Consider the following 21,402-nt stretch of genomic DNA (forward strand, 5'->3'; position numbering starts at 1 on the left):
GATAAGCTGGGAATGATCTATTTAGTGCCAGTCAGCGCTGCTACAGTTTCCCGGTAATTGTCGCCTACAGGCAACTCCATTGTACCGATAAAAACGCTGTTTTTACGAATGGCAGTGATGTGGGCAACAGCTATAATATAGGATTTATGAATACGGATGAATCTGGCCTGTGGTAACTGCTCTTCTACCTGCTTTAGTGGCAGACGTGTTACTACGGGTTTTGCTGAACCAGTCAGATGTATCCTGATATAGTCTTTTAAGGCCTCTATCCAGATAATTTCTGCGATATTGATTTTCAGCAGACTATAGTCGGAATTTACAAAGAAAAATTCAGGTAATATTCCGGGAGCGGCAGCAGCTGTCTGGTGTCTTAATTGATACAACTCCCTTGCCTTATTACATGCTTTGATAAATCGGGGCAAACTGACCGGTTTGACCAGATAATCAGTCACATCCAGTTCAAAACCTTCCAATGCATACTTTTCATAGGCAGTGATGAGGATAATCATGGGTTTATGTGAGAGACTCTGTATAAATTGAAGGCCTGTCAATCCAGGCATCTGAATATCAAGAAAGATCAGGTCTACCGTGTTCTCCTGCAGGACCTTTATTGCTTCAAATGCGTCCGCACATGTAGCTACCAGTTCAAGAAAAGGCACTTGCCGGATGTTGTCTTCCAGCAGTTCAAGTGCAAGTGGTTCATCGTCAACGGCAATACAACGCATGGTCATGTATACGTAATAATTAGGAATTAGGAATCAGGACTACATAATTATCCAACTGCCAACCGCAAGGGGGCAGGTGCTTATTGAATGGTGTATCTGATATCGTCTTCTTCATAGTTAATATTCGGCCTCTACAGGCTAATCGATGTAAAGCTAAATCCTTATTCTTATATCCTGCACTCTTTCTAGTGTAATTTCAGCTGCAAGGACATTACAAACCATCCGTTTTCCTTATTGATCAGCAGCTTATGGGTATCCTTATATAGCAGATTCAGCCTGCGTTTTACATTTGTCAGTCCAATACCCGAAGTTTTGTCTTTGATCTCATTATATTCCGGGTTGTACTTGTTCATAACTGAAAATTGTAGCAGTCCTTGTTTAGCTCTAAGTTCGATGTCGATGCGGGCATCAGGTATTAACCCTGTTCCGTGTTTGAAGGCGTTTTCAACGAAAGGAATCAGCAGCATCGGTTCTATTTCATAGCTCTCTTCAGGTAGTTGCATTAAGACATTCACCTGCACTTTGGCACCAAAACGTTGCTGTTGAAGATCTATATAACTTTGCAGATAGTCTGTCTCTTTTTCCAGTGCAACTTTATCCTCATCTGCTTCATATAACATATATCGCATCAGCGAAGACAATTTGATCAATGAAGGTTCAAGCTGATCGGAATGTTTTCTTGCCAGCGCCACCATGTTATTCAGTACATTGAACATAAAGTGAGGACTAACCTGAGAACGTAGCAGGGAAAGCTCCGTTTTCAGGTTCTCATTCTCTTTAGCACTGGCCAGCTTGTCAGCATTCATCTTATCCCTAATCATAGTCCAGGCAGTACTACAAGCCAGCATAAACAATACGGTAAAGAAGGTAAATAGAATAGTCGGCTTCAGCTCAAACTGCTTATGTGTAATGAATGCCTGTACAAATAGGTACCTGAAATATACATGTGAGGCGAATAACAGCAGTAATACTCCTGTGAACTGCAGATATTTCTTACGGTAGAAGAGTTTAGGTATGAGAATGCCTGCATTCAGGTAGAAGAACAGGGTCAGGAAAATAGCGTTAACAATAAAATGTATGTGCCATAGCTGTTCGTCAGAATCGGGACCTCTGCGAAGATCGGGGGAGGGACGTAAAAGATAGGGCAATGAAAATAGCGTGATCCAGGCCACGGCATGCAGGAAGACCTGTGCCCATTTTCTGGTATACCACGCATGTCTGGTATCGTTAACAACTGTAGTCATTCGGGTGTATTACAATTAAACGCCTCAAAAGAAGGCAAAATTTAAGAAAGAAGGACAAATATTGAGATGAACAATGGTTTTTTGGCGGCAAACTGCTAGTTTTTGTTATATTGCTGTAAGTTAGTGACTTAGCAGAGGAAATTATAGCAGAACCCCTTATTTAGAAATCCGACAATATCCGGCCGGTAAATCAAAATAACTATGCGTTGATGAAAATCGATCATGCTAATAATTGGTGGCCAGCAATAGCCGATGCTATTGAAGAAGGATACTTTGTTATAGATGAGCATGACAAGATTGTTGCTTACAATCAACCGGCGCTTCAGATCCTTCATCTCTCACCGGCTATATTGAACGATCCTGCCTGCTGGCATTCACAGGGCATGCAAGCGCTCGCTGCCATAGCCAGTCAGAAGGAGGCCTTCTCCGGTAAGGAGATATTACTGGAAAGAGAAGACGATACCTACACCTGGCTGAGGGTAAATGGTAAGCCAATCATAACCTCATTAGTGAAGGGCTACTGCATCACATTTACAGAAATAGCTTACCAGGAAGATAAGTCCGGGACATATACCCCTAACATTACTGCGGAAGAGTTAAAAAATTTACTTGCTGAGGTCAACCGGAAGAATATCATCTTACATGCTACCTCTATCGATCTACAGCAAAAAATTAAGCAGTTACGTGAATTTAACTCGATTATCGCTCACAATCTAAGAGGACCGGCAACCGCCCTGATGGGGTCCACTGAACTGTTGCAGGATGTGCGGGAAGATGCAGATCGCGACGCCCTGCTATATCATATGAAAACGAGCGCAACCGCCATATTAAGTACCCTGAATGACCTGCAGGAAATGATCGATTTGCAGGTCAGCAGGCACAGCGGGGTTGTTGAATGCGACCTGGAGACCATGGTCCGGCAAGTGTGGAATCTCCTACGTCCGCAAGTTGTTGAAAAAAATGCCCATTTATCCTTGAATCTTTCCGTATGCACTATAAACTATGTAAAAGTATATTTAGAAAATATTTTATTTAATTTGATCCATAATGCGATAACATACACCCGGCAGGGGGTGGACCCGGAGATAACAGTATCCAGTTGGCAGGAAGATGAGCGGGTGGTATTGATGGTACAGGATAATGGCATAGGGATTGACCTGAAATTGCATCAGGATCAACTGTTCCGCTATAAGCAAAAATTTCACCGCGGTTACGAAAGCAAGGGCATAAGCCTATTTAAGATCAGAAACCAGGTAAGGACGTTAGGAGGGGATATAGAAGTCAGGAGTGAGGCAGGAATTGGAAGCAGCTTCTACGTTTATTTTAATAACCGCGTATACACCTTACAGCAAGATGAGTAAAGTAAAGAATGTTTGCATTGTTGATGACGATGAATTGTTCCAGTTTGTAATGCGGCAGCACTTCGAGCGGCTGGACCTTGTTGAACGCGTCCACAAATTTACAGATGGAGAGCAGGCGCTTAATCACATTAAGTCCCACCTGGAAAACCCGGAAGAATTACCGGACCTTATCCTTCTTGACGTAAACATGCCCTATATGGATGGATGGCAGTTTATGACCGAGTATGCACGATTGTCGATACCTGCGGGTAAACACATTAGAATATACATCCTCACCAGCTCAACACATGAAAGCGATTTACAAAAGGCCAGGGAGTTTCCATCTCTGTCCGGCTACCTTGTCAAACCTATTGGAAAAAATATGATTCGCGAGCTCCTCGTCGGCGCAGAACAACACTAATACAAATAAGTCCCGTACCAGTATCAGTAGCCTGTCTGATGACCGTCATCCTCCCGTTTCCTGTTAAGGCTGACCTTTGGTGTATAAGTACTGTCAATCATGAAAATAGAACAGCTATACACAGATTGCCTGGCACATGGCGCTTACTATATTGAAAGTAACGGCGTTGCCGCTATTATTGACCCGCTCAGGGATGTAACTGCTTATGTAAACAGGGCGCTACAGGATAATGCTACTATCAAATATGTACTGGAAACACATTTTCATGCTGATTTCGTATCAGGGCACCTGGACCTTGCCGCCGCTACCGGCGCTACTATTGTATATGGTCCCGGGGCACAACCTGCTTTCCCTGCATACATTGCAGCTGACGGAGAGCTACTGACGCTCGGCGACATACAGATCAAAGTCTTACATACTCCGGGTCATACGATGGAAAGTTGTTGCTACCTATTACTGGATGAAGCCGGGAAAGCAATAGCGCTGTTCTCCGGCGATACGCTCTTCATTGGTGATGTAGGCCGCCCCGACCTTGCTCAGGAAGCCTCTGGAAAGACAAAAGAAGAACTGGCAGGTATCCTCTTTGACTCTCTCCGCAGTAAAATTATGCCCCTTCCGTTAGACATTGCCATCTATCCGGCTCACGGTGCGGGAAGCGCCTGCGGGAAGATGATCAGCCACCAGCGGACTGACACCCTGGAAGGTCAGTTGCAGACCAACTACGCCCTACGTCCTGATATGACCAGGCAGGCGTTTATCAAAGCTGTTACCGCTGGCCTTACACCGCCGCCTGCTTATTTCCCACTAAATGTCCGGATGAATAAACAAGGCTATGAAAACGTGGAGGATGTAATCTCTCGTGGTATGCGTCCTTTATCGCCGGCGGCTTTTGAAGACCTGGCAGCGAAAACGGGTGCAGTCATACTCGATACCCGTGGCCCTGAAGTATTTATACAGGCATTCGTTCCTGGCGCTATCAACATTGGGTTAGATGGTAATTTTGCACCCTGGGCAGGGACTTTGATACCAGGCGGACAACAACCTATTCTCTTTATTGCCGACGAAGGCCGAGAGAAGGAAGTAGTTACCCGCCTTGCCCGCATAGGATTTGATCATACTATCGGTTACCTGAAAGGAGGGGTTACGGCCTGGAAAGGCAGCGGCCGATCTGTGGACGATATTGTAAGCATCTGCCCTGACGAACTGGCCGACCGCCAGGCATGGATACCTGTTAACCTTTTAGACGTACGCAGAAGAAGTGAATATGCGTCTGAGCATGTATATGGAGCTGCAAGTATGCCGTTGGAATATATCAATGAGCATATGGCGACGCTGGATAAAAAGCAACTTTATTATGTACACTGCGCCGGTGGATACCGCTCCGTTATCTTCATTTCTATTATGCGTACACGCGGTTATCATAATCTGGTTGATGTAAGGGGAGGGGTAAAAGGTATGAAGGATAGCGGACGTTTTCAGCTGACCGACCACTATATACCCGCTGGAAAGTTATAAGATGGGCTGGCATGTGTATTGTTTAATCCTCAATATTAAATCTACAACACATGAAAACATTTGGTCTCATTCTTATTATCGCTGGTATTGCCATGATCATCATCCGTGGCTTCGCTGTCAAAACAGAAAAGAAAGTCGTGGATCTTGGTCCGGTAGAAGTTAATAAAACAGAAAACCGCTGGATCGGCTGGCCTACTTATGCAGGCGGTATTGTAGCTGTTGTAGGACTGGTACTCGTTATCAGCGGAAGGAAAAAATAAGGTCTGATAAGGCGTGAATAGTTATTTTTGAGGCAAAAAGTTTCGTATGCCTGAATTAATGAACGATAAGCTACAGGTAGTTGTTGCAGAGAAAGGAGCAGAATTGCAAAGCATATTCCGCAAGGATCTTCAGCAGGAATATCTGTGGCATGCCGGACCAGAATGGGCGAAGAAAAGCCCCGTTTTATTCCCGATAGTGGGAACACTGAAGAATAATACCTACACTTATAAAGGAAAAAATTACACGCTGGGCAGACATGGTTTTGCACGCGATAAGGTTTTTACCCTGACTGAACAGACGGCAGATAAACTCATGTTTACGCTCACCGATTCTGAAGAAACACTGAAGGTATATCCGTTCCACTTTCGCTTTCATGTGGTGTATACGCTGCATGATACTTCACTGACTGTATCTTATGTGGTAGAAAATACCGGCAAGGATACCCTCTACTTCTCAGTAGGAGCTCACCCGGCATTTAAAGTACCTCTGACGGCAGATACATCTTACGAAGATTATTATCTGCACTTCAATGAAGAGGAAAACGACGGTGTATGGCCATTGTCTGCTGATGGGCTGATAGAACTCACTCCCGAGCCATTCCTGGTCAAAACGCATCAGCTGCCATTGCAACATTCGCTTTTCTATCAGGATGCATTAGTGTTTAAAACGCTCGCGTCTAATGTAATAGAGCTGAAAAGTGACAAGTCTCCCCGCGGACTTAAAATGCAGTACGATGGATTCCTTTATATGGGTATCTGGGCGGCAAAAGATGCAGACTTTGTTTGTATAGAACCGTGGAATGGTATTGCAGATAGTGTCAATACAACTGGCGATATTACCGGGAAAGAAGGTATTCATATACTGGATGCCGGCAAACGCTTTGAAAGAAGCTGGTCAGTGACTTTATATTAGTCTGTATTAATAAATCAGAACGGGGTATCGGTGTAACCGGTACCCCGTTTTTATATGTCGTCAGTCTGCTGCTTTTTACGCTGATAATAACGCTTTGATTTGTCAGCAGTACCACAGCTTCGCGGACTACACCACCGTTTCTTATTGTTCTTCGTATGATCCAGGAAGATCCAGCCACACGTTTCACACTCCTTGATACGACTATGTTCTTCTGTTGTCAATACATCATAGGCGGATTTCATTACTGCCCACAAAGGAGCCAGTAAATCATGATACTCCTGCTTTAATACAGCGCGCATACCTGCGGGGGAACTTTCAAACTGCAAATGTGCAAGAGCACTAGTGAGTGCCTTATTGAATTTCTCCAATACGCCTGTGGCAAGGGTTGCGCCGTCATTTTCAGCTATGCCCGAGAAGAAGTAATACAAAACCTCCCTGGCCTTTAGCAGCTTCTGCATGGCGATGCCAGTAGCTTTTTCATCCTGCGCAGCATATTCCGATAATGCACTGCGTTGCGCCTGATCCAGTATATCTACTTTGTCACACCATTCTATCACCTCGGTATAACTACCAAGATACTCGTGCGCATTATAGCCTCTCCATGCATTTACCGTATTGATAAAATGGAAACAGAGTGCGCCGCCATCCAGGGGTAAGGTTGCTATTGATCTTTCTTTACTCATGGGCTTACTCAAAAATAAGGCTTTTATGGATATTACTATGAATAGCTGCTTTGCTGGTAATAAAAATGCCTTACATTTATACCAGTAAAAGTGGTTTAACAGGTAAAACAAATCATATGGGAACTGAACGGTCTGCTCCGCAATGGCTTATAATACTGGCATTTATGGCAGTGTATATCGTTTGGGGTACAACTTACCTTGCTGTGATATATGGTCTTAGGGGTTTCCCTCCATTTATGCTGTCAGCCCTGCGCTATCTCATGGCTGCTATTTTACTCCTGTCCTGGTGCCTGTATAAAAGAATGCCCTGGCCCGGCTGGTCAGTGATAAAGGTGTGTATAGTGAGTGGTATACTGATGCTGGTAGGCGGTAGTGGTATTGTAGCCTGGGCAGAACAGTATGTGACTTCCGGACAAGCTGCCATAGTGATTGCGGCAGAGCCTTTTGTGTTCCTGTTGGCAGATAGGAAGCGCTGGCGGGAATACTTCGGTAATGCATTCATTCTTACAGGCCTGCTGGTGGGGTTTGGGGGTATTATACTATTCTTTGGAGGAGGAAGTAGCGCCGCACAGCCAGAAACTGGGGTGTCTATGCAATGGGTAGGCTATGGCGCTATCTTGCTTGGTACCGTTTTTTGGGTGGCGGGCGCATTGCATGCTGAAGGTAACCTCAATAAGCGGATTCCTAATGTACTTAGCAGTGGTATACAGCTGTTGGCAGCTGCTATTGCGAGTGGGGTATTGAGTGGCGCGACAGGGGAGTGGTCCGGCTTTCATTTCGAGCGGGTACCCTTACAGGCATGGGCTGGTTTACTATACCTCGTATTCTTTGGCTCTCTGATAGCCTATATGGCATTTACCTGGCTCATAACGGTGCGTCCGCCTGCACTGGTCAGCACCCATACCTACGTTAATCCCGTAGTGGCGGTGCTGATGGGCTGGGCTTTTGTAAATGAGCAACTTAGCTGGATGCAGCTGCTGGCTATGTTTGTCATACTGGTAGGCGTACTGTTAACAAATTTCCCCGCTTATAAACTATCTGCTAACCGGCAACGTGCCTGACCATTTTTTGAATACCTTTGCCCCGAAGTTTATTAAAGGAAGTAAATCGCAGCAACAAAATTGTAGGAAAATGAATTTTAACCTGGACAAAATCCCCGAACGTACAAAACAACCTCGTTCATTTGGTATTACAATGGTGACAGACAAGGGGCTGAGCCTGCAGGATACTAAGGACTTCCTGTCTGTATCAGCTGCCCATGTAGATATGGTTAAACTGGCCTTTGGAACGGCTTACGTTACGCCTAATCTGGACGAAAAGATCAAAGTATATCAGTCATATAACATCCCCGTTTATTTTGGTGGATTGCTGCTTGAAGCATTCATTATCCGTAATCAGTTTGATGACTTTATAGCGGTATCAAAAAAATACGGCATCAATTACTTTGAAGTATCTGATGGTTCCCTTTCTATTCCACATGCAGAGAAGTGCGGGTATATAGAAAAGCTGGCAAAAATTGGTACTGTATTAAGCGAAATCGGGTCAAAGGATAAAGACCGTGAACATATCACGCCTCCCTATAAATGGATTGAACTGATGAAAGCAGAACTGTCTGCCGGATCTGAATACATCATCGCGGAAGCAAGGGAAACGGGTAACGTAGGGCTGTATCGTGATTCAGGCGAGGTGAGAGAAGGCCTGGTGCAGGAAATCCTGACGCAGGTACCCGGAGAAAAGATTATATGGGAAGCGCCCAGAAAGGACCAGCAGCTGTATTTCCTGGATCTTATGGGATGTAATGCCAACCTGGGAAACATTGCTTATAATGAAGTGATATCCCTGGAAGCAATGCGCGTAGGCCTGCGGGGCGATAGCTTCCATTTTTTCCTGGATGGAACCAGATAAAAGATACACATCATACTATTGGGAAGCCGGTTAGCAATAACCGGCTTTTTCTATGCATGATAGTCTGTGGTGATGTACATCAGCCATAAAGCATATCAGCCTCCGGTTGGCACTATAGATATCGCTGAATACTATAAGGCGGTGAATGAATCAGCATATTACGGATCTCCATTTATTCACAGGCAAAAGTATTCCTCTACAAAAGATTCGCCGTTAAAGGATATATCATTACTATATCAGGCTATTGCCCTGGGCGTAACAGGGCGTTAAATACCCGGCCGTATTCACACTATATCACTTCTTTTGCTATCGGCTTATATCAGCCGTTGATAGGCTGCTGACTGTCATACAATTAGACAATGCTATATATCATACCAGGTTACCGCTGCTGAACAAAGGTTTCCTGCATGCGTCCATCAAACGCTTGATACTGAGATACTTCACAGAACATACTCATCAGACCTTCCAGTCATTTACTAGTACCCCTTGCCTTATCGATATGTTATAGAAATGCAAAAGTCTGCTTCGCCGCTAAACAGATGTTTATAATTTACCATATCTTTACACCGCAAAAAATAAACGGTGAACCTTGGTTAAATCTTAACCTGCCTGTCTATCTTCCAACAGTGCTCAACAACTTTGGTTGTTCATGCTATACGTGGAATAAGCAGCGTCAGGGCTCTCCGCTAATGACATATTTTCTGCTATCAATAATTACCGTCATAGTAGCTTCATTGCTGCCAGTATATACATCTGTGATGCTGAAAACTGTCCTGTTACCATGAAATCAGTACAAGCAACAGTACACATCTCTACTGCAACCGGTAATGCAAACGCTGTATACAAGATGTGTTACATGATAAGGTAACCGTCCGCTGAATCAATATTAATGATGCCTCCCGTATGTAAGACATGGGGAGGCATTGTTATTTGCGTGTTATCCTTTAGTAAGTAAGTCTGATATTTTAAAATATACTTATATTTGCGCCGCATTTGTAAGTCATTGTCATCTGAAATGTTTATATATAGAGTATTATAGCCCGGATTTATAAATCAGAATACATATCAACGGAAACCATGAAACGATTGTTATTGAGTGCCACTGCACTCGGGATGTTCTTTATTGCCTGTAAAGATGACGAGAATGCAACACAGCCACAGCTGGTCATGAAGCTGATGGAGCACATTATTACGGAAACCGATAGCGTTGCTATCACCTACAATGGTCATCACAGGATATCATTGTACGAATCACGTGCAAAAGATGGTAGCACTACCTACTATGCACAGCCAGTGTACAACAATGGCATACAAACAGAATTACTTGTGGGGGTTAATAGTGCCTCTTCCCTGCAAAAGGTAGTCAGCCTGGCATATGATAATACCAACAGGCTGCTGAAAATTAACAGCTACTCACAGACCTCCGGCATGATTGTCAGACATGACAGCATTGCCTACGATGCTGTGGGACGCCCGGAAGCTCTCTATCTGGCAGCGCCGAATGCGCAAGGCACGCTCGCGCTGTTTAACAGAGTGGCACTGACCTGGGATGGTAAAGGTAACCTGCTCAGACAGACTGCCATCACCATCGTCAACGGTAAGGAAATAGCAGATACTGTTACGACCAATTACACCTATGACGATCGGGTGAATTATCTGTCCAGACAACTGGAACTGTTTCTGATCAACCCGGCTGATGCATCCGGCTTTTCTTCCAACAATGTGCTGACCAGAACAATCACACACGGAAAGGATTCAGTTACTGAAACAAATGTGTATACTTATGACGAGGATAGATATCCCGTTACTAAAAAGTCTACCATTAAGACAGTAACCGGCGGCATAGTCACCACTGAAACCAAATCGACAAGATTCCGTTATACCAAAAGATAACAGATCGTCGTTACTTTGAAAAGAAAAACAGGGTGTATCAGCATTTGATACACCCTGTTTTATTATAGGGGAGTGCCTGTTATACCTGCTTTACTCCCTGTTTTGTGATGTTGTTGTTCATTACTTCAGTATGGCCTCAATCTCTGCCAGCTCCGTTGTGTCAAACTGTACCTTATTCAACGCACCGAGGTTATTATCCAGCTGCTCTACAGAGCTGGCACCTATCAATACTGTTGTGATACGCTGATCTTTCAGCAGCCAGGCAAGCGCCATCTGTGCCAGTGTCTGACCACGCTTCAATGCAATTGCATTCAGGCGCTGTATCTGATCCAGCTTTTCCGGTGTTATCTGATCGGCCTTCAGGAAGCCACTCGGTTTGCTGGCTCTGGAACCTTCAGGTATTCCCTTAAGGTAACGATCGGTCAATAAGCCCTGGGCCAGCGGAGAGAATGGTATACATCCTACGCCGTTCGCTTCCAGTACATCCAGCAACCCGTTTTCTACCCACCGCTCAAACATGGAGTATTTAGGTTGATGAATCAGGCAGGGAGTACCCAGTGATTTCAGTACTTCCAATGCCGCAGCGGTCTGCTCGGCTGTATAGTTAGACAGTCCGACATACAAGGCCTTACCCTGGCGTACTGCTGTATCCAGCGCACCCATGGTTTCTTCGATAGGGGTATCGGGATCAGGGCGGTGTGAGTAGAATATATCGACGTAGTCCAGCTTCATGCGGCGCAGGCTCTGATCAAGGCTGGACAGTACATACTTGCGGGAGCCCCATTCCCCGTACGGACCAGGCCACATATGATAGCCGGCCTTTGTAGAGATAATCAGCTCATCGCGCAGGTGACCTGTAAAATCCTTCTGTAATATGGCACCGAAATTCTCTTCAGCAGATCCTGGTAGAGGGCCATAGTTGTTTGCAAGATCAAAATGGGTAATGCCTTTGTCAAACGCACGGCGGATGATGGAGCGGCCATTCTCAAAGTTATCTATTGATCCGAAGTTATGCCAGAGACCTAAGGAAATAGCCGGAAGACGGATACCGCTTCTGCCACAACGGTTATAGATCATACTGTCATACCGGTCGTTTGCAGGTACATAAGCACTCATAATGTGGTTTTTTAGCCTTACAATATAAGGAGAAACAATCAGGATTTCCTATACCACACGGCTAATATATCACTGCTTATTACACGCTCTGGAAGTAACTGTTCATATATTCACTGGGCGATTGCTGGGTAACGGACTTAAACACCCGGTTGAAGTTGGTAATACTATTAAAACCACAGGTATAGGCTACCGTAGCTATATTATCATAACTGCCGTCTGTCAGTTTCTTACACGCTTCATTAATCCGTACCTCATTCAGGAATGATACAAAAGTGTGCAGTGTATGCTTCTTAAAGAAACGGCAGAATGCCTGTGGTGTCATACAAGCCTGCTTTGCTGCATCTTCCAGCGTAATCGGCTTATCGTAATGATGCATAATATAGTTGTATATAGTACCGATGCGGATACCTTCATGCTCGCTGACGGGTTGTGTACGCTGACCTGAAGATAGAGACGTCATATCGGGACAGGCTGACAACTGTTTCAACAGTTCGACAAACTGTAACAGCTGCTCTGTCCCAGAGCTGTTAGCCACTTTTAACATACGGCCTGAGATCTCCGTGGCATGATCCGGAGGTACTTTAAAGCCAGACTGATGTTGCTGTATAAAGTTCTTCAATACTTTGATCTCTGGCAGATTGAAGAATCCGGAGAGGTCTCCGTCAGGATTAAAGAAAATCACCAATGCCACAATCTTCTTCCGGCTTTTAGGCTGGAAGTACGATGCCTCGCTTTTGAAGATATGCGGTTGGTTAGCTCCTAACCAGTATATCTCATTAGGACGGAACGGATGCATGTTGTTATCTGCCACCAGCGTGCCCTCGCCCTGTTGTATCCACGACAGCTGGATCTCCTGGTGCCTGTGCAGATGCGGGTAAAAATGAGGTAGTACGTCCTTCTGTACGATAATGGATTTGTCCAGCGGAACAGGTATGGTAAACTGTAACACTTTCATCAGTCAGCAATTTTAATAGTAAGCGCAAGTTGGCTTGCAGGAATGTATTTACAGGTCTTAAACTTTTCTTACGCAGCAATGACGCGTCACTTTGGTTGATCTTCTCGGCTTCAATGAGTGTGAAATCTACAATTATTCACTATGTACCAATATTACAAATTTTAACCCGGATTCTGTAAAAAAATAACAGATCGGGTCAAAAAAAGGTTAACTACCTGTCTATAGACAGGACAACCCCTCAAAACAGGTTAATATCAGGCAATAATTGATTACTATCAGATAGGCTCTCTTTCGCTGTTTCTGATACTTTTGACAAAAATTGTTCTTCTATGGCTATTGAATGGAAAGGAATATTTCCCGCATTTACCACAAAATTTACCCCTGCTGATGAACTGGATCTTCCATTATTCGGTAAGAACCTGCAGGCCCAGATAGCTGCCGGTATTGACGGTGTTATCTTAGGCGGCTCACTGGGTGAAGCCAGTGTCATTACTACTGCTGAAAAAGAAACACTGACCAAGTATGCAGTAGAACAGGTAGCGGGAAAGATCCCGGTTGTTATGAACATTGCAGAGGGCTCTACCAGCGAGGCAATCAGGCAGGCCAAACTTGCCGCAGCCTGGGGTGCAAAGGGACTGATGCTGCTACCACCTATGCGCTATAAAAGTGATGAACGTGAAACCGCTGAGTACTTCAAAGCAGTAGCTGCATCTACAGAACTGCCTATTATGATCTATAATAATCCTGTTGATTACAAAATAGAAGTAACACTTGCTATATTCGACGAGCTGCAGGCATTTAGCAATATACAGGCTGTTAAAGAGTCTACCCGCGATGTATCCAATGTAACCCGCATGATCAGCCGGTTCGGTGACCGTTTCAGTATCCTGTGTGGAGTAGATACGCTGGCGATGGAAGAGATGATTCTTGGCGCAGATGGTTGGGTAGGCGGATTGGTATGTGCTTTTCCTGCTGAAACCGTAGCGATCTATAAACTTACCAAAGCCGGTCGTATTGCAGAGGCGCTGGCTATTTACCGTTGGTTCCTGCCATTGCTTGAACTGGACCTGCACCCTAAACTGGTACAGTATATTAAACTGGCAGAACAGCAGGCAGGACTTGGCAGCGAAGAAGTCAGAGCACCCCGTCTTAAACTGGTAGGCGAAGAGAGAACCCGCATCCTGCAGGTTATTGATACAGCTATTGCGGCCAGACCAGCATTGCCTGACTATCTTTCACTTTAATCACCTTATTATGCAGATAGATGAAATTATGCAGCGCGCAGCAGCTGCCTTTGAGGAGTACAGACACATAACACCTGCCAACAGGGCTGCATTCCTTGAAACAATTGCTGCCGAGATCAATGCACGCCGTGAAGCGCTGATTGCCATCGCTCATACAGAATCCAACCTGCCTGTGGCACGGCTGAACGGTGAAATAACCCGCACCACTTCACAGCTGCAACTGTTTGCTACAGTCTTACAGGAAGGCAGCTGGGTGGAAGCTGTCATAGACACTGCCAGGCCCGATAATACGCCTGCCCGCCCGGATATCCGTCGCATGCTGTTGCCGGTTGGCCCTGTAGTCGTCTTTGGCGCAAGCAATTTCCCTTTCGCTTTCTCCACCGCCGGCGGAGATACGGCCAGCGCACTTGCCGCAGGAGCAACAGTAGTGATCAAAGGTCATCCTGCGCATCCTGGCACCTCACAGCTGGTATTTGAGGCTATCACAGCAGCTATCAGCAAAAGCGGCATGCCTGCCCATACCGTACAGCATGTAACTGGTGAAGGTAATGCTGTAGGGAAGGAGCTGGTCATGCATCCGCTGACGACCGGTGTAGGTTTTACCGGGTCGTTCCAGGGAGGAACAGCGCTACTGAATTATGCTGCACAACGGGAAGTACCTATTCCGGTATTCGCAGAAATGAGCAGTATCAACCCGGTAGTATTTTATCCTGATGCATTGGCCACACAGGCGGCACAGCTGGCACAGACCTTTGCTGCCTCTGTCACACTGGGCATGGGACAGTTCTGTACCAACCCCGGCATACTGATCGGTCTGAAGAGTGAGGCGCTGGAAGACTTTGTCACTCAGCTGGGTACTGCTATCGCAGCTGTTGCTCCACAGAAGATGCTGCACAAAGGAATCTGTGAGGCCTATGAGAAAGGGCGCACCCGCATATTACAGGAAAAGGAGGTAGCGCTGGTCAATGAATCAACTGCACCTGCGGAACTGGAGGCTTGGCCGGTGCTGGCACGTACTACTGCCGCGGCATTCCTCGTAAACCCGGCGCTGAAAGAAGAACTCTTCGGCCCATACTCGCTATTGGTTGAATGTGCAGATAAAACTGAACTTATTGCAGTACTGAAAAGTCTGCATGGGCAACTTACTACTACCATCGTAGGTACCCAGGCTGATACTACGCAATGGAAAGACGTGATTGCTATACAATCTACGCTGGCTGGCCGTGTTATTCTCAATAACCCGCCTACTGGTGTAGAAGTATGTGCTGCCATGGTACACGGTGGTCCGTACCCCGCTACTACGGACGCCCGTTTTACTTCAGTAGGTACCAGCGCTATCAGAAGATGGGTAAGACCGGTATGCTTCCAGAACTTTACAGACGATATGCTGCCGGATGCGCTGAAAGCAGCTAATCCCCTGGGCATCTGGAGACAGGTAGATAACCAGTTTGTAAGATAAACAGCTATAAATAACCCTATGTCAGATCAACCAACATCTTTCCGGCGGTCATTCGGACTGCTGGACGCTACCATGATTGTAGCCGGCTCTATGATCGGTTCAGGTATCTTTCTCGTAAGCGCCGACATCACCCGTAATGTGGGCTCCGCAGGCTGGCTGGTGCTGATATGGATTATTACCGGATTACTCACACTTACCGCCGCTCTCAGTTATGGCGAACTAAGTGGTATGTTTCCGCAGGCAGGGGGACAGTACGTCTATCTCAAAGAGGCATTTAACCGGCTGACGGGTTTCCTGTTTGGCTGGAGTTTCTTTACTGTCATTCAGGCCGGATCTATTGCTGCCGTAGGTGTAGCTTTCGCCAAATTCTCGGCATATATCTTTCCTGCCCTGAGTGAAAAGCATATAGTAGCAGATCTCGGGTTCCTCTCCATTTCTGCTGCACAACTCACGGCTATCGCATTGATTATCCTCCTGACATTCATTAATACGCTCGGCGTAAAAGAAGGGAAGGTCATTCAGACCGGCTTCACCCTGGCTAAGATTGCCGCCTTACTGGCGCTGATCGTCTTTGGCTGTTTCGCAGCGCAACGCGATGTATGGGATGCTAACTGGCAAAGCGGTTTCGTGCTGCAGCAGATGAAGGAAACAAACCAGGCCGTTCACCTCAGCGCTTATGCGGGCGCAGGCTTTGCCGCCCTGGGGGCCATCGCGGGTAGTATGGTGGGAAGTCTGTTCAGCAGTGATTCCTGGAACAACGTCACCTTCATCGCCGGTGAAATTAAAAACCCTGAACGCAATATCGGCAGAAGCCTCTTCCTCGGTACACTCATCGTTACTGTCATCTATGCAGCCACCAATCTGGTCTATCTGGGTGTGCTGTCACTGCGTGAAATCGCATTCGCAGAAAACGAAAGGGTAGGGGTAGCTGCCGCTGTTAAGATTTTCGGAGAAAGGGGTACTTATATTATCGCCGGACTGCTCATGGTGTCAACCTTTGGCTGTAACAACGGACTGATACTTTCTGGTGCTCGCGTATGCTACACAATGGCCCGGGACGGAGTCTTCTTCCGGCAACTGGGTAGACTCAACAAGAATGCCGTGCCGGGCAAGGCCTTATGGATACAATGTGTATGGGCATCGTTGTTATGCCTGAGCGGCAGGTACGGACAACTGCTCGACTATGTCATTTTCGTGGTACTGATCTTCTATATCCTGACCATTGCGGGCATCTTCCGCCTGCGTCGTACCAGACCCGAGCTGCCAAGGCCATATAAGGCGTTTGGCTACCCTGTCCTGCCGCTGCTGTATATAGTGTCCGCCAGCATCATTTGCGTGGCGTTATTGGTCTATAAACCGCTTTATACATGGCCCGGACTCTGTATCGTACTGCTGGGCATACCAGTGTACTACCTGGTATGGAGCAGGAAGGAGTAGCTTTCCCGGGCCAGGCAGCTTCTCCCGACTTACAGCGCGCTGCTGACTGATATGTACTACAGTCAGTCAGGCGAACTATATTCCCACTTATACCCGGTAGCATAGATCGTCTTCAGGTACCTGCCTGCCCCGCTGTCATGCAGCTTCCTTTTCAGGTTCTTCACATGTGCATATATCACATTATGGTCGTCCCGCAGTCCGGCAATATCACCGGACAGCTGTTCGGCCAGTTCCTGTTTGGACAACACCCTGTTCCTGTTCCCGATAAAATATAACAGCAAATCAAACTCTGTTCTGGTGAGCGGCACGGGCAGATCATTGACCTGTACAGTTTTTGCCAGCAGGTCAACAGTCAGTGCATCCTGCCTGATAATATTCGAATTGTTATACTTCCTTCTTCTGATAACAGAAAATATACGGGCAGATAACTCAGGCAAATAGAACGGTTTTGTCAGGTAATCATCCGCGCCTTGCTGTAAAGCAGCTATCTTATCCTCAAATGATTGTCTGGCTGAAATGATAATCACACCTTCCTGCCTGTCCTTCTTTTTGATTTCCTCCAGCAGCTTGCTTCCATCTCCATCCGGCAGATCCAGGTCCAGTAAAATACAATCGTACTCATATATGCTGATTTTGGCCTGTGCCCTGTTGTAAGTACCGGCGTACTCACATCTGTAGTTTTCGGCTGATAAATAGGAGATCATCACCTGCGACAAAGCCACTTCGCCATCAATGATCAGTATTTTCATACCACAATATTATTCCCCAATTCTAAATCAATTTTGAATTTTGCCGCTTTTATATAAAACAACCGGGAACAGATATTGTTCCTGATGCCATTCCTGGTGCATTACTTACAGCCGCCCTGTTCCCAACAGGTGGTTTCTGTTAAAATCCAACCCATATACGTTAATATCCAGCATGGGGCCGGTACGCTTTTCTGCTAATTTTAATTGTGTGACAGCCACCTGTAGAAAAGCCTTAAGTAACCTGTAGCCCGACTCCACAAACCCTTTTGTTAACTGTACGCTTAAAAACATCTCTCATGAAAACACATGTACTGTTATTGTTATGCCTGTTAATGACAGGTACCCTTACTGCGCAGAAAACGATCTTTATTCCCTCAGAATTTTCCGCTGCGCCGCTGAACACCTGGTCTTACAGCAAGTCTTATCAGTCTGCCAACTTCATCGTTTTCTGGGGTAACGTAGTTGGTACAAACCCGGCTACCTATTCCGATCCTAATTTACGGTTCAATCCACAGGCAGTGTGCGATACGCTGGAGAAGATCTACACCAAATTTGTCACCCAGTTAGGCTTCTGTTCTGATGCGCCAAACACTAACCTGGGAAAATACAAGATCATCATTGTGATGAATGATACCTGGGGTACGGGCGGCCCGTCCGGCTGGGCATTCGGCGGTTCTTACGGTAATACCATCGGCGCAATGTGGGTGCATCCCAACTCTACCCGTGACGGTGCAGTATTGAGTCACGAACTGACCCATTCCTTACAGGGAATGATCTCTATACAGGAAAATACTGTTGGTGGCGGTTATGTGGGATGGGAGCCTGCAGGCTTCTTCTGGGAAGCACATGCTAACTATATGCGTACGCAGATGTATCCCCGCTTTGCCGGTGATGATCTGCCCCGCTGGATGGCTACGCAGAGTTTTCATCTGAGCTCTACCAGGCATCACTACGGGACCTTCAAATGGCTGTATACAATTCAGGATACAGACGGTCTGAATATGGTTAACAGGCTGTGGAAAGAGTCGCTGGCGAATGAACATCCGCTGCTTACCTACCGCCGGCTGAAAGGATGGAATCAGTCACAACTGAATGACTTCCTCTACAACTATGCAAAACGTGAGGTAACTTATGATTATTCCAGCAACAACTTCGGTAATATTATGAGGGGCGCAAGAGAAGCATTGCGTACAGCAGAGCCTCACTACATCTGGCGGCTATACACTATGCTGACCCAGATCAATGCTGCTACAGGCAGATATGTTGTGCCGGATGCCTTTGTACCGCAGGACTATGGTTATAACATCATCCCTTTACATCCTACCTGTGCTTCCCGTAACGTAACGGTGAAGTTTAAAGGTCATCCGGAAGTGAACAATTCAGGCGGCTGGCGATATGGCTTCGTCGCTACGAATGCCAATGGTACTGTATCCCGGTACGGCGCATTGAACAGCGCTAATGAAAGCCAGATCAGTTTTCAGATGAGCAGCAATGAAACAGGGCTGTTCCTGGTAGTAATGGGCGCTCCTACCACTCATACCTCTTACGTATGGGAACCAGGCTTCCCAAAGATCAAGCGGTATCCGTATGAACTGCGGATCGCCAATGCTGTTCCGGAAGGATACCAGTCCAACTTCCGGGCTGCCTACAAAACGAATGGCCGCATACATGCCAATGGCGGCGGCTGGGTAGCTAACAGCGCCACGGTGGCAGCTACTGCTTATGTCGGTCCTAGAGCCATCGTATTGGGTACTTCTAACATATCCGGCAATGCCAGGATAGACGGTACGGCCTGGGTGGAGAATGCTACTGTACAGAATAATGCGGTGATCACCGGCAATGCTAATGTATGGGGAGGTAACATCTCCGGCAGCGCCAACGTCAGTGAAAATGCTATTCTTAACAACTGTACAGTGTCAGGTACTGCCGTTATCAAAGGTAATGCGATGCAGTGGGGTACCAGCTTCGGATCTGGTGTGACGGTAGGCGGAGATGCGGAAATCAGCAGCTGTAGTACTGCAGGTGTTTATCTGCAGGTGCCGCATACCAACAACGGCCGTTCCAACTGCGACGGCAGACCGGCGTCTCATACGTCCAATGTGGATGTCAATGCAACGTATACGCAGTTCACCGACGCACAGATGGCTTTCTCCGGCAACGTAGCCTGTGCTGCCGCTGCTGCAACGCATGCTGCAGTAAGCGCAGAAAAGGAGGTGATTGTATATCCTAACCCGACGCACGGACAGATATATATCAACATGCGTAACTTCACGCCAGACGAAGATGTGCTGATCTCTCTATATAACAGTGCAGGAACTATTATTCTGAATAAAAGGATAAAAGCAACGCCTAATTTTACCCTGGATGGTGCTACGGAGAAGCTGGAGCCAGGTGTATATATCCTGAAAGTAGCAGGAAAGAATGTGTTTACACGTAAGATAGTGGTGAGCAGGAATTGAGTAAGGTCAATAGCCGGTAATTAAACGTCCGGCATTCAACGCCGGGTTAGCAGTATACGATGATAACATATCAGGTATTTACTGCCGACCCGGTGTTTTTTTACTATTTATCAATGCCACCGCCTCGCTGACCGGCACGTATTCAACCGCCAGCCATGCAGTATTACAGGTTTTTCAAAAGCTGACCGGCTACCATTCGATATTCACTAATCCTGCGCGCTTCGACCCTGCACGGAAAGCAGTAAATTTATACCTTAACATCATCATTAGTCATGGCAAAACAAACATCTATTTTAACTTATACCGGAGCGCTGGGCGATACCATCGGGTATCGGCGTAACGGCAGGCACTGGCTGCGTAGTAAGCCAAAGCAGGTAAGGCAAACGAAGGCTACACAACTGGCTGCTATGCGCTTTGGCATGGCCAGCAAAAGGGGCGCTTTCATTCGTAAGGCGATATACCAGGAGCTGGATGTGCTGTGTGATACCAGTCATATCAACCGTCTTACGAAACTGCTGATTGCTGCTAACGGTAGTCATCCGCAGGGTATAAAAGGCTTCCGCTTCAATGCTGATACTGGTATCAGCAGGTTCTTTGCAGCAGCTCCTGTATTGCTGGCAGACGGTAAACTGGCTATTCCTGCGCAGCAGATAGCGAAGTGTAACGGCATTATTGCACTGGAAGTAAAGGTAATCGCTACGCGGATCGACTGCAACAGCAGAACGGTAAGAGGCTGTCATACTGAAACAATGACGATAGCAGCTGGCAGCCGCTTTGCAGGTGCAATGCTTGATATGAACGTACCTGGTCATGGTGCGTTGCTGTTAACCATACAGGTGAGGGGTATTACACGGAATGGTATATCTGCTGATAGCCGCTACCTGGCGGCAGATATAGCAGGGATATTGCCGCCAATGCCGGTGAAAATGAGTCAGCGGGTGTCATTTCCGTCTATTGCAGCGTACAGGAGGCAGCTGGACAGCTATAGTATATTACAACATCCGCAGCCAATGCCTGAGTGCTGTTTGCTTGAATAGGTATGCAGCTGTGCGCTGATGAATGATGTTTGTTATCCTACACCCGA

The 21,402-nt window shown here is 46.4% G+C and carries 19 protein-coding genes; 13 read left to right on the plus strand and 6 right to left on the minus strand.

The genetic code is table 11. From position 1 onward, the window contains the following. Window positions 1-17: 17 nt before the first annotated feature. Together K1Y79_RS24535 and K1Y79_RS24540 are read right to left on the minus strand one after the other, a co-directional pair. Window positions 18-731, minus strand: coding sequence for a LytR/AlgR family response regulator transcription factor (locus K1Y79_RS24535; RefSeq protein WP_220252858.1), 714 nt, complete (start codon window positions 729-731; stop codon window positions 18-20). Window positions 732-910: 179 nt separating this feature from the next. Continuing rightward, window positions 911-1,969, minus strand: coding sequence for a sensor histidine kinase (locus K1Y79_RS24540; RefSeq protein WP_220252859.1), 1,059 nt, complete (start codon window positions 1,967-1,969; stop codon window positions 911-913). 209 nt (window positions 1,970-2,178) lie between these two features. On the opposite strand from K1Y79_RS24540, the gene K1Y79_RS24545 reads away from it, so the two are divergent. The 5 genes from K1Y79_RS24545 to K1Y79_RS24565 all read left to right on the plus strand — a co-directional run bounded on the left by K1Y79_RS24545 (window position 2,179) and on the right by K1Y79_RS24565 (window position 6,418). Next, window positions 2,179-3,330, plus strand: a complete 1,152-nt coding sequence (locus K1Y79_RS24545; protein WP_220252860.1) for a PAS domain-containing sensor histidine kinase — start codon at window positions 2,179-2,181, stop codon at window positions 3,328-3,330. Further along, entirely contained in the window at window positions 3,323-3,730 is a 408-nt protein-coding gene (locus K1Y79_RS24550; RefSeq protein ID WP_220252861.1) for a response regulator, read from the plus strand. Before K1Y79_RS24545 ends, K1Y79_RS24550 begins: the two co-directional genes overlap by 8 nt. 99 nt (window positions 3,731-3,829) lie before the next feature. Beyond that, window positions 3,830-5,245: an MBL fold metallo-hydrolase gene (locus tag K1Y79_RS24555; RefSeq protein ID WP_220252862.1), complete on the plus strand. Its 1,416-nt coding sequence runs from the start codon at window positions 3,830-3,832 to the stop codon at window positions 5,243-5,245. Between the two features lie 50 nt (window positions 5,246-5,295). Next, complete coding sequence (locus tag K1Y79_RS24560) at window positions 5,296-5,505, plus strand: hypothetical protein (RefSeq protein WP_220252863.1); 210 nt, start codon at window positions 5,296-5,298, stop codon at window positions 5,503-5,505. A gap of 46 nt (window positions 5,506-5,551) precedes the next feature. Further along, complete coding sequence (locus tag K1Y79_RS24565; RefSeq protein WP_220252864.1) at window positions 5,552-6,418, plus strand: aldose 1-epimerase family protein; 867 nt, start codon at window positions 5,552-5,554, stop codon at window positions 6,416-6,418. Window positions 6,419-6,468: 50 nt separating this feature from the next. Here K1Y79_RS24565 and K1Y79_RS24570 read toward each other — a convergent pair whose 3' ends face one another. Continuing rightward, window positions 6,469-7,101 (minus strand): CGNR zinc finger domain-containing protein, encoded by a 633-nt coding sequence (locus K1Y79_RS24570; protein WP_220252865.1) that lies wholly within the window; start codon window positions 7,099-7,101, stop codon window positions 6,469-6,471. A gap of 116 nt (window positions 7,102-7,217) precedes the next feature. Here K1Y79_RS24570 and K1Y79_RS24575 point away from each other — a divergent pair, with 116 nt between their 5' ends. The 3 genes from K1Y79_RS24575 (at window position 7,218) to K1Y79_RS24585 (ending at window position 10,899) form a co-directional block, all read left to right on the plus strand. Further along, window positions 7,218-8,162, plus strand: coding sequence for an EamA family transporter (locus K1Y79_RS24575; protein ID WP_220252866.1), 945 nt, complete (start codon window positions 7,218-7,220; stop codon window positions 8,160-8,162). Window positions 8,163-8,232: 70 nt separating this feature from the next. Beyond that, window positions 8,233-9,006, plus strand: a complete 774-nt coding sequence (locus tag K1Y79_RS24580; protein WP_220252867.1) for a phosphosulfolactate synthase — start codon at window positions 8,233-8,235, stop codon at window positions 9,004-9,006. Window positions 9,007-10,083: 1,077 nt separating this feature from the next. Continuing rightward, window positions 10,084-10,899 (plus strand): hypothetical protein, encoded by an 816-nt coding sequence (locus K1Y79_RS24585; protein ID WP_220252868.1) that lies wholly within the window; start codon window positions 10,084-10,086, stop codon window positions 10,897-10,899. A 120-nt stretch (window positions 10,900-11,019) separates the two neighbouring features. Here the strand turns inward: K1Y79_RS24585 and mgrA are convergent, their stop codons facing one another. Further along, window positions 11,020-12,015: an L-glyceraldehyde 3-phosphate reductase gene (gene mgrA / locus K1Y79_RS24590; protein WP_220252869.1), complete on the minus strand. Its 996-nt coding sequence runs from the start codon at window positions 12,013-12,015 to the stop codon at window positions 11,020-11,022. 79 nt (window positions 12,016-12,094) lie between these two features. Further along, window positions 12,095-12,970, minus strand: coding sequence for an AraC family transcriptional regulator (locus tag K1Y79_RS24595; RefSeq protein WP_220252870.1), 876 nt, complete (start codon window positions 12,968-12,970; stop codon window positions 12,095-12,097). 329 nt (window positions 12,971-13,299) lie between these two features. On the opposite strand from K1Y79_RS24595, the gene K1Y79_RS24600 reads away from it, so the two are divergent. The 3 genes from K1Y79_RS24600 to K1Y79_RS24610 are packed head-to-tail and all read left to right on the plus strand — an operon-like array spanning window position 13,300 to window position 17,110. Then, window positions 13,300-14,214: a dihydrodipicolinate synthase family protein gene (locus K1Y79_RS24600; RefSeq protein ID WP_220252871.1), complete on the plus strand. Its 915-nt coding sequence runs from the start codon at window positions 13,300-13,302 to the stop codon at window positions 14,212-14,214. A 10-nt stretch (window positions 14,215-14,224) separates the two neighbouring features. Then, window positions 14,225-15,673 carry an aldehyde dehydrogenase (NADP(+)) gene (locus K1Y79_RS24605; protein WP_220252872.1) on the plus strand — a complete coding sequence of 483 codons (1,449 nt, stop codon included), beginning with the start codon at window positions 14,225-14,227 and terminating at the stop codon, window positions 15,671-15,673. Window positions 15,674-15,691: 18 nt separating this feature from the next. Then, complete coding sequence (locus K1Y79_RS24610; protein WP_220252873.1) at window positions 15,692-17,110, plus strand: APC family permease; 1,419 nt, start codon at window positions 15,692-15,694, stop codon at window positions 17,108-17,110. A gap of 62 nt (window positions 17,111-17,172) precedes the next feature. On the opposite strand, the gene K1Y79_RS24615 is transcribed toward K1Y79_RS24610, so the two are convergent. After that, entirely contained in the window at window positions 17,173-17,859 is a 687-nt protein-coding gene (locus K1Y79_RS24615; protein WP_220252874.1) for a response regulator transcription factor, read from the minus strand. 296 nt (window positions 17,860-18,155) lie between these two features. Here K1Y79_RS24615 and K1Y79_RS24620 point away from each other — a divergent pair, with 296 nt between their 5' ends. Further along, window positions 18,156-20,318 carry a DUF6055 domain-containing protein gene (locus tag K1Y79_RS24620; RefSeq protein ID WP_220252875.1) on the plus strand — a complete coding sequence of 721 codons (2,163 nt, stop codon included), beginning with the start codon at window positions 18,156-18,158 and terminating at the stop codon, window positions 20,316-20,318. 272 nt (window positions 20,319-20,590) lie between these two features. After that, entirely contained in the window at window positions 20,591-21,355 is a 765-nt protein-coding gene (locus tag K1Y79_RS24625; RefSeq protein ID WP_220252876.1) for a hypothetical protein, read from the plus strand. Window positions 21,356-21,402: the final 47 nt, after the last annotated feature.

The sequence above is a fragment of the Chitinophaga rhizophila genome (genome assembly GCF_019492185.1).
GTDB classification, from domain to species: domain Bacteria; phylum Bacteroidota; class Bacteroidia; order Chitinophagales; family Chitinophagaceae; genus Chitinophaga; species Chitinophaga rhizophila.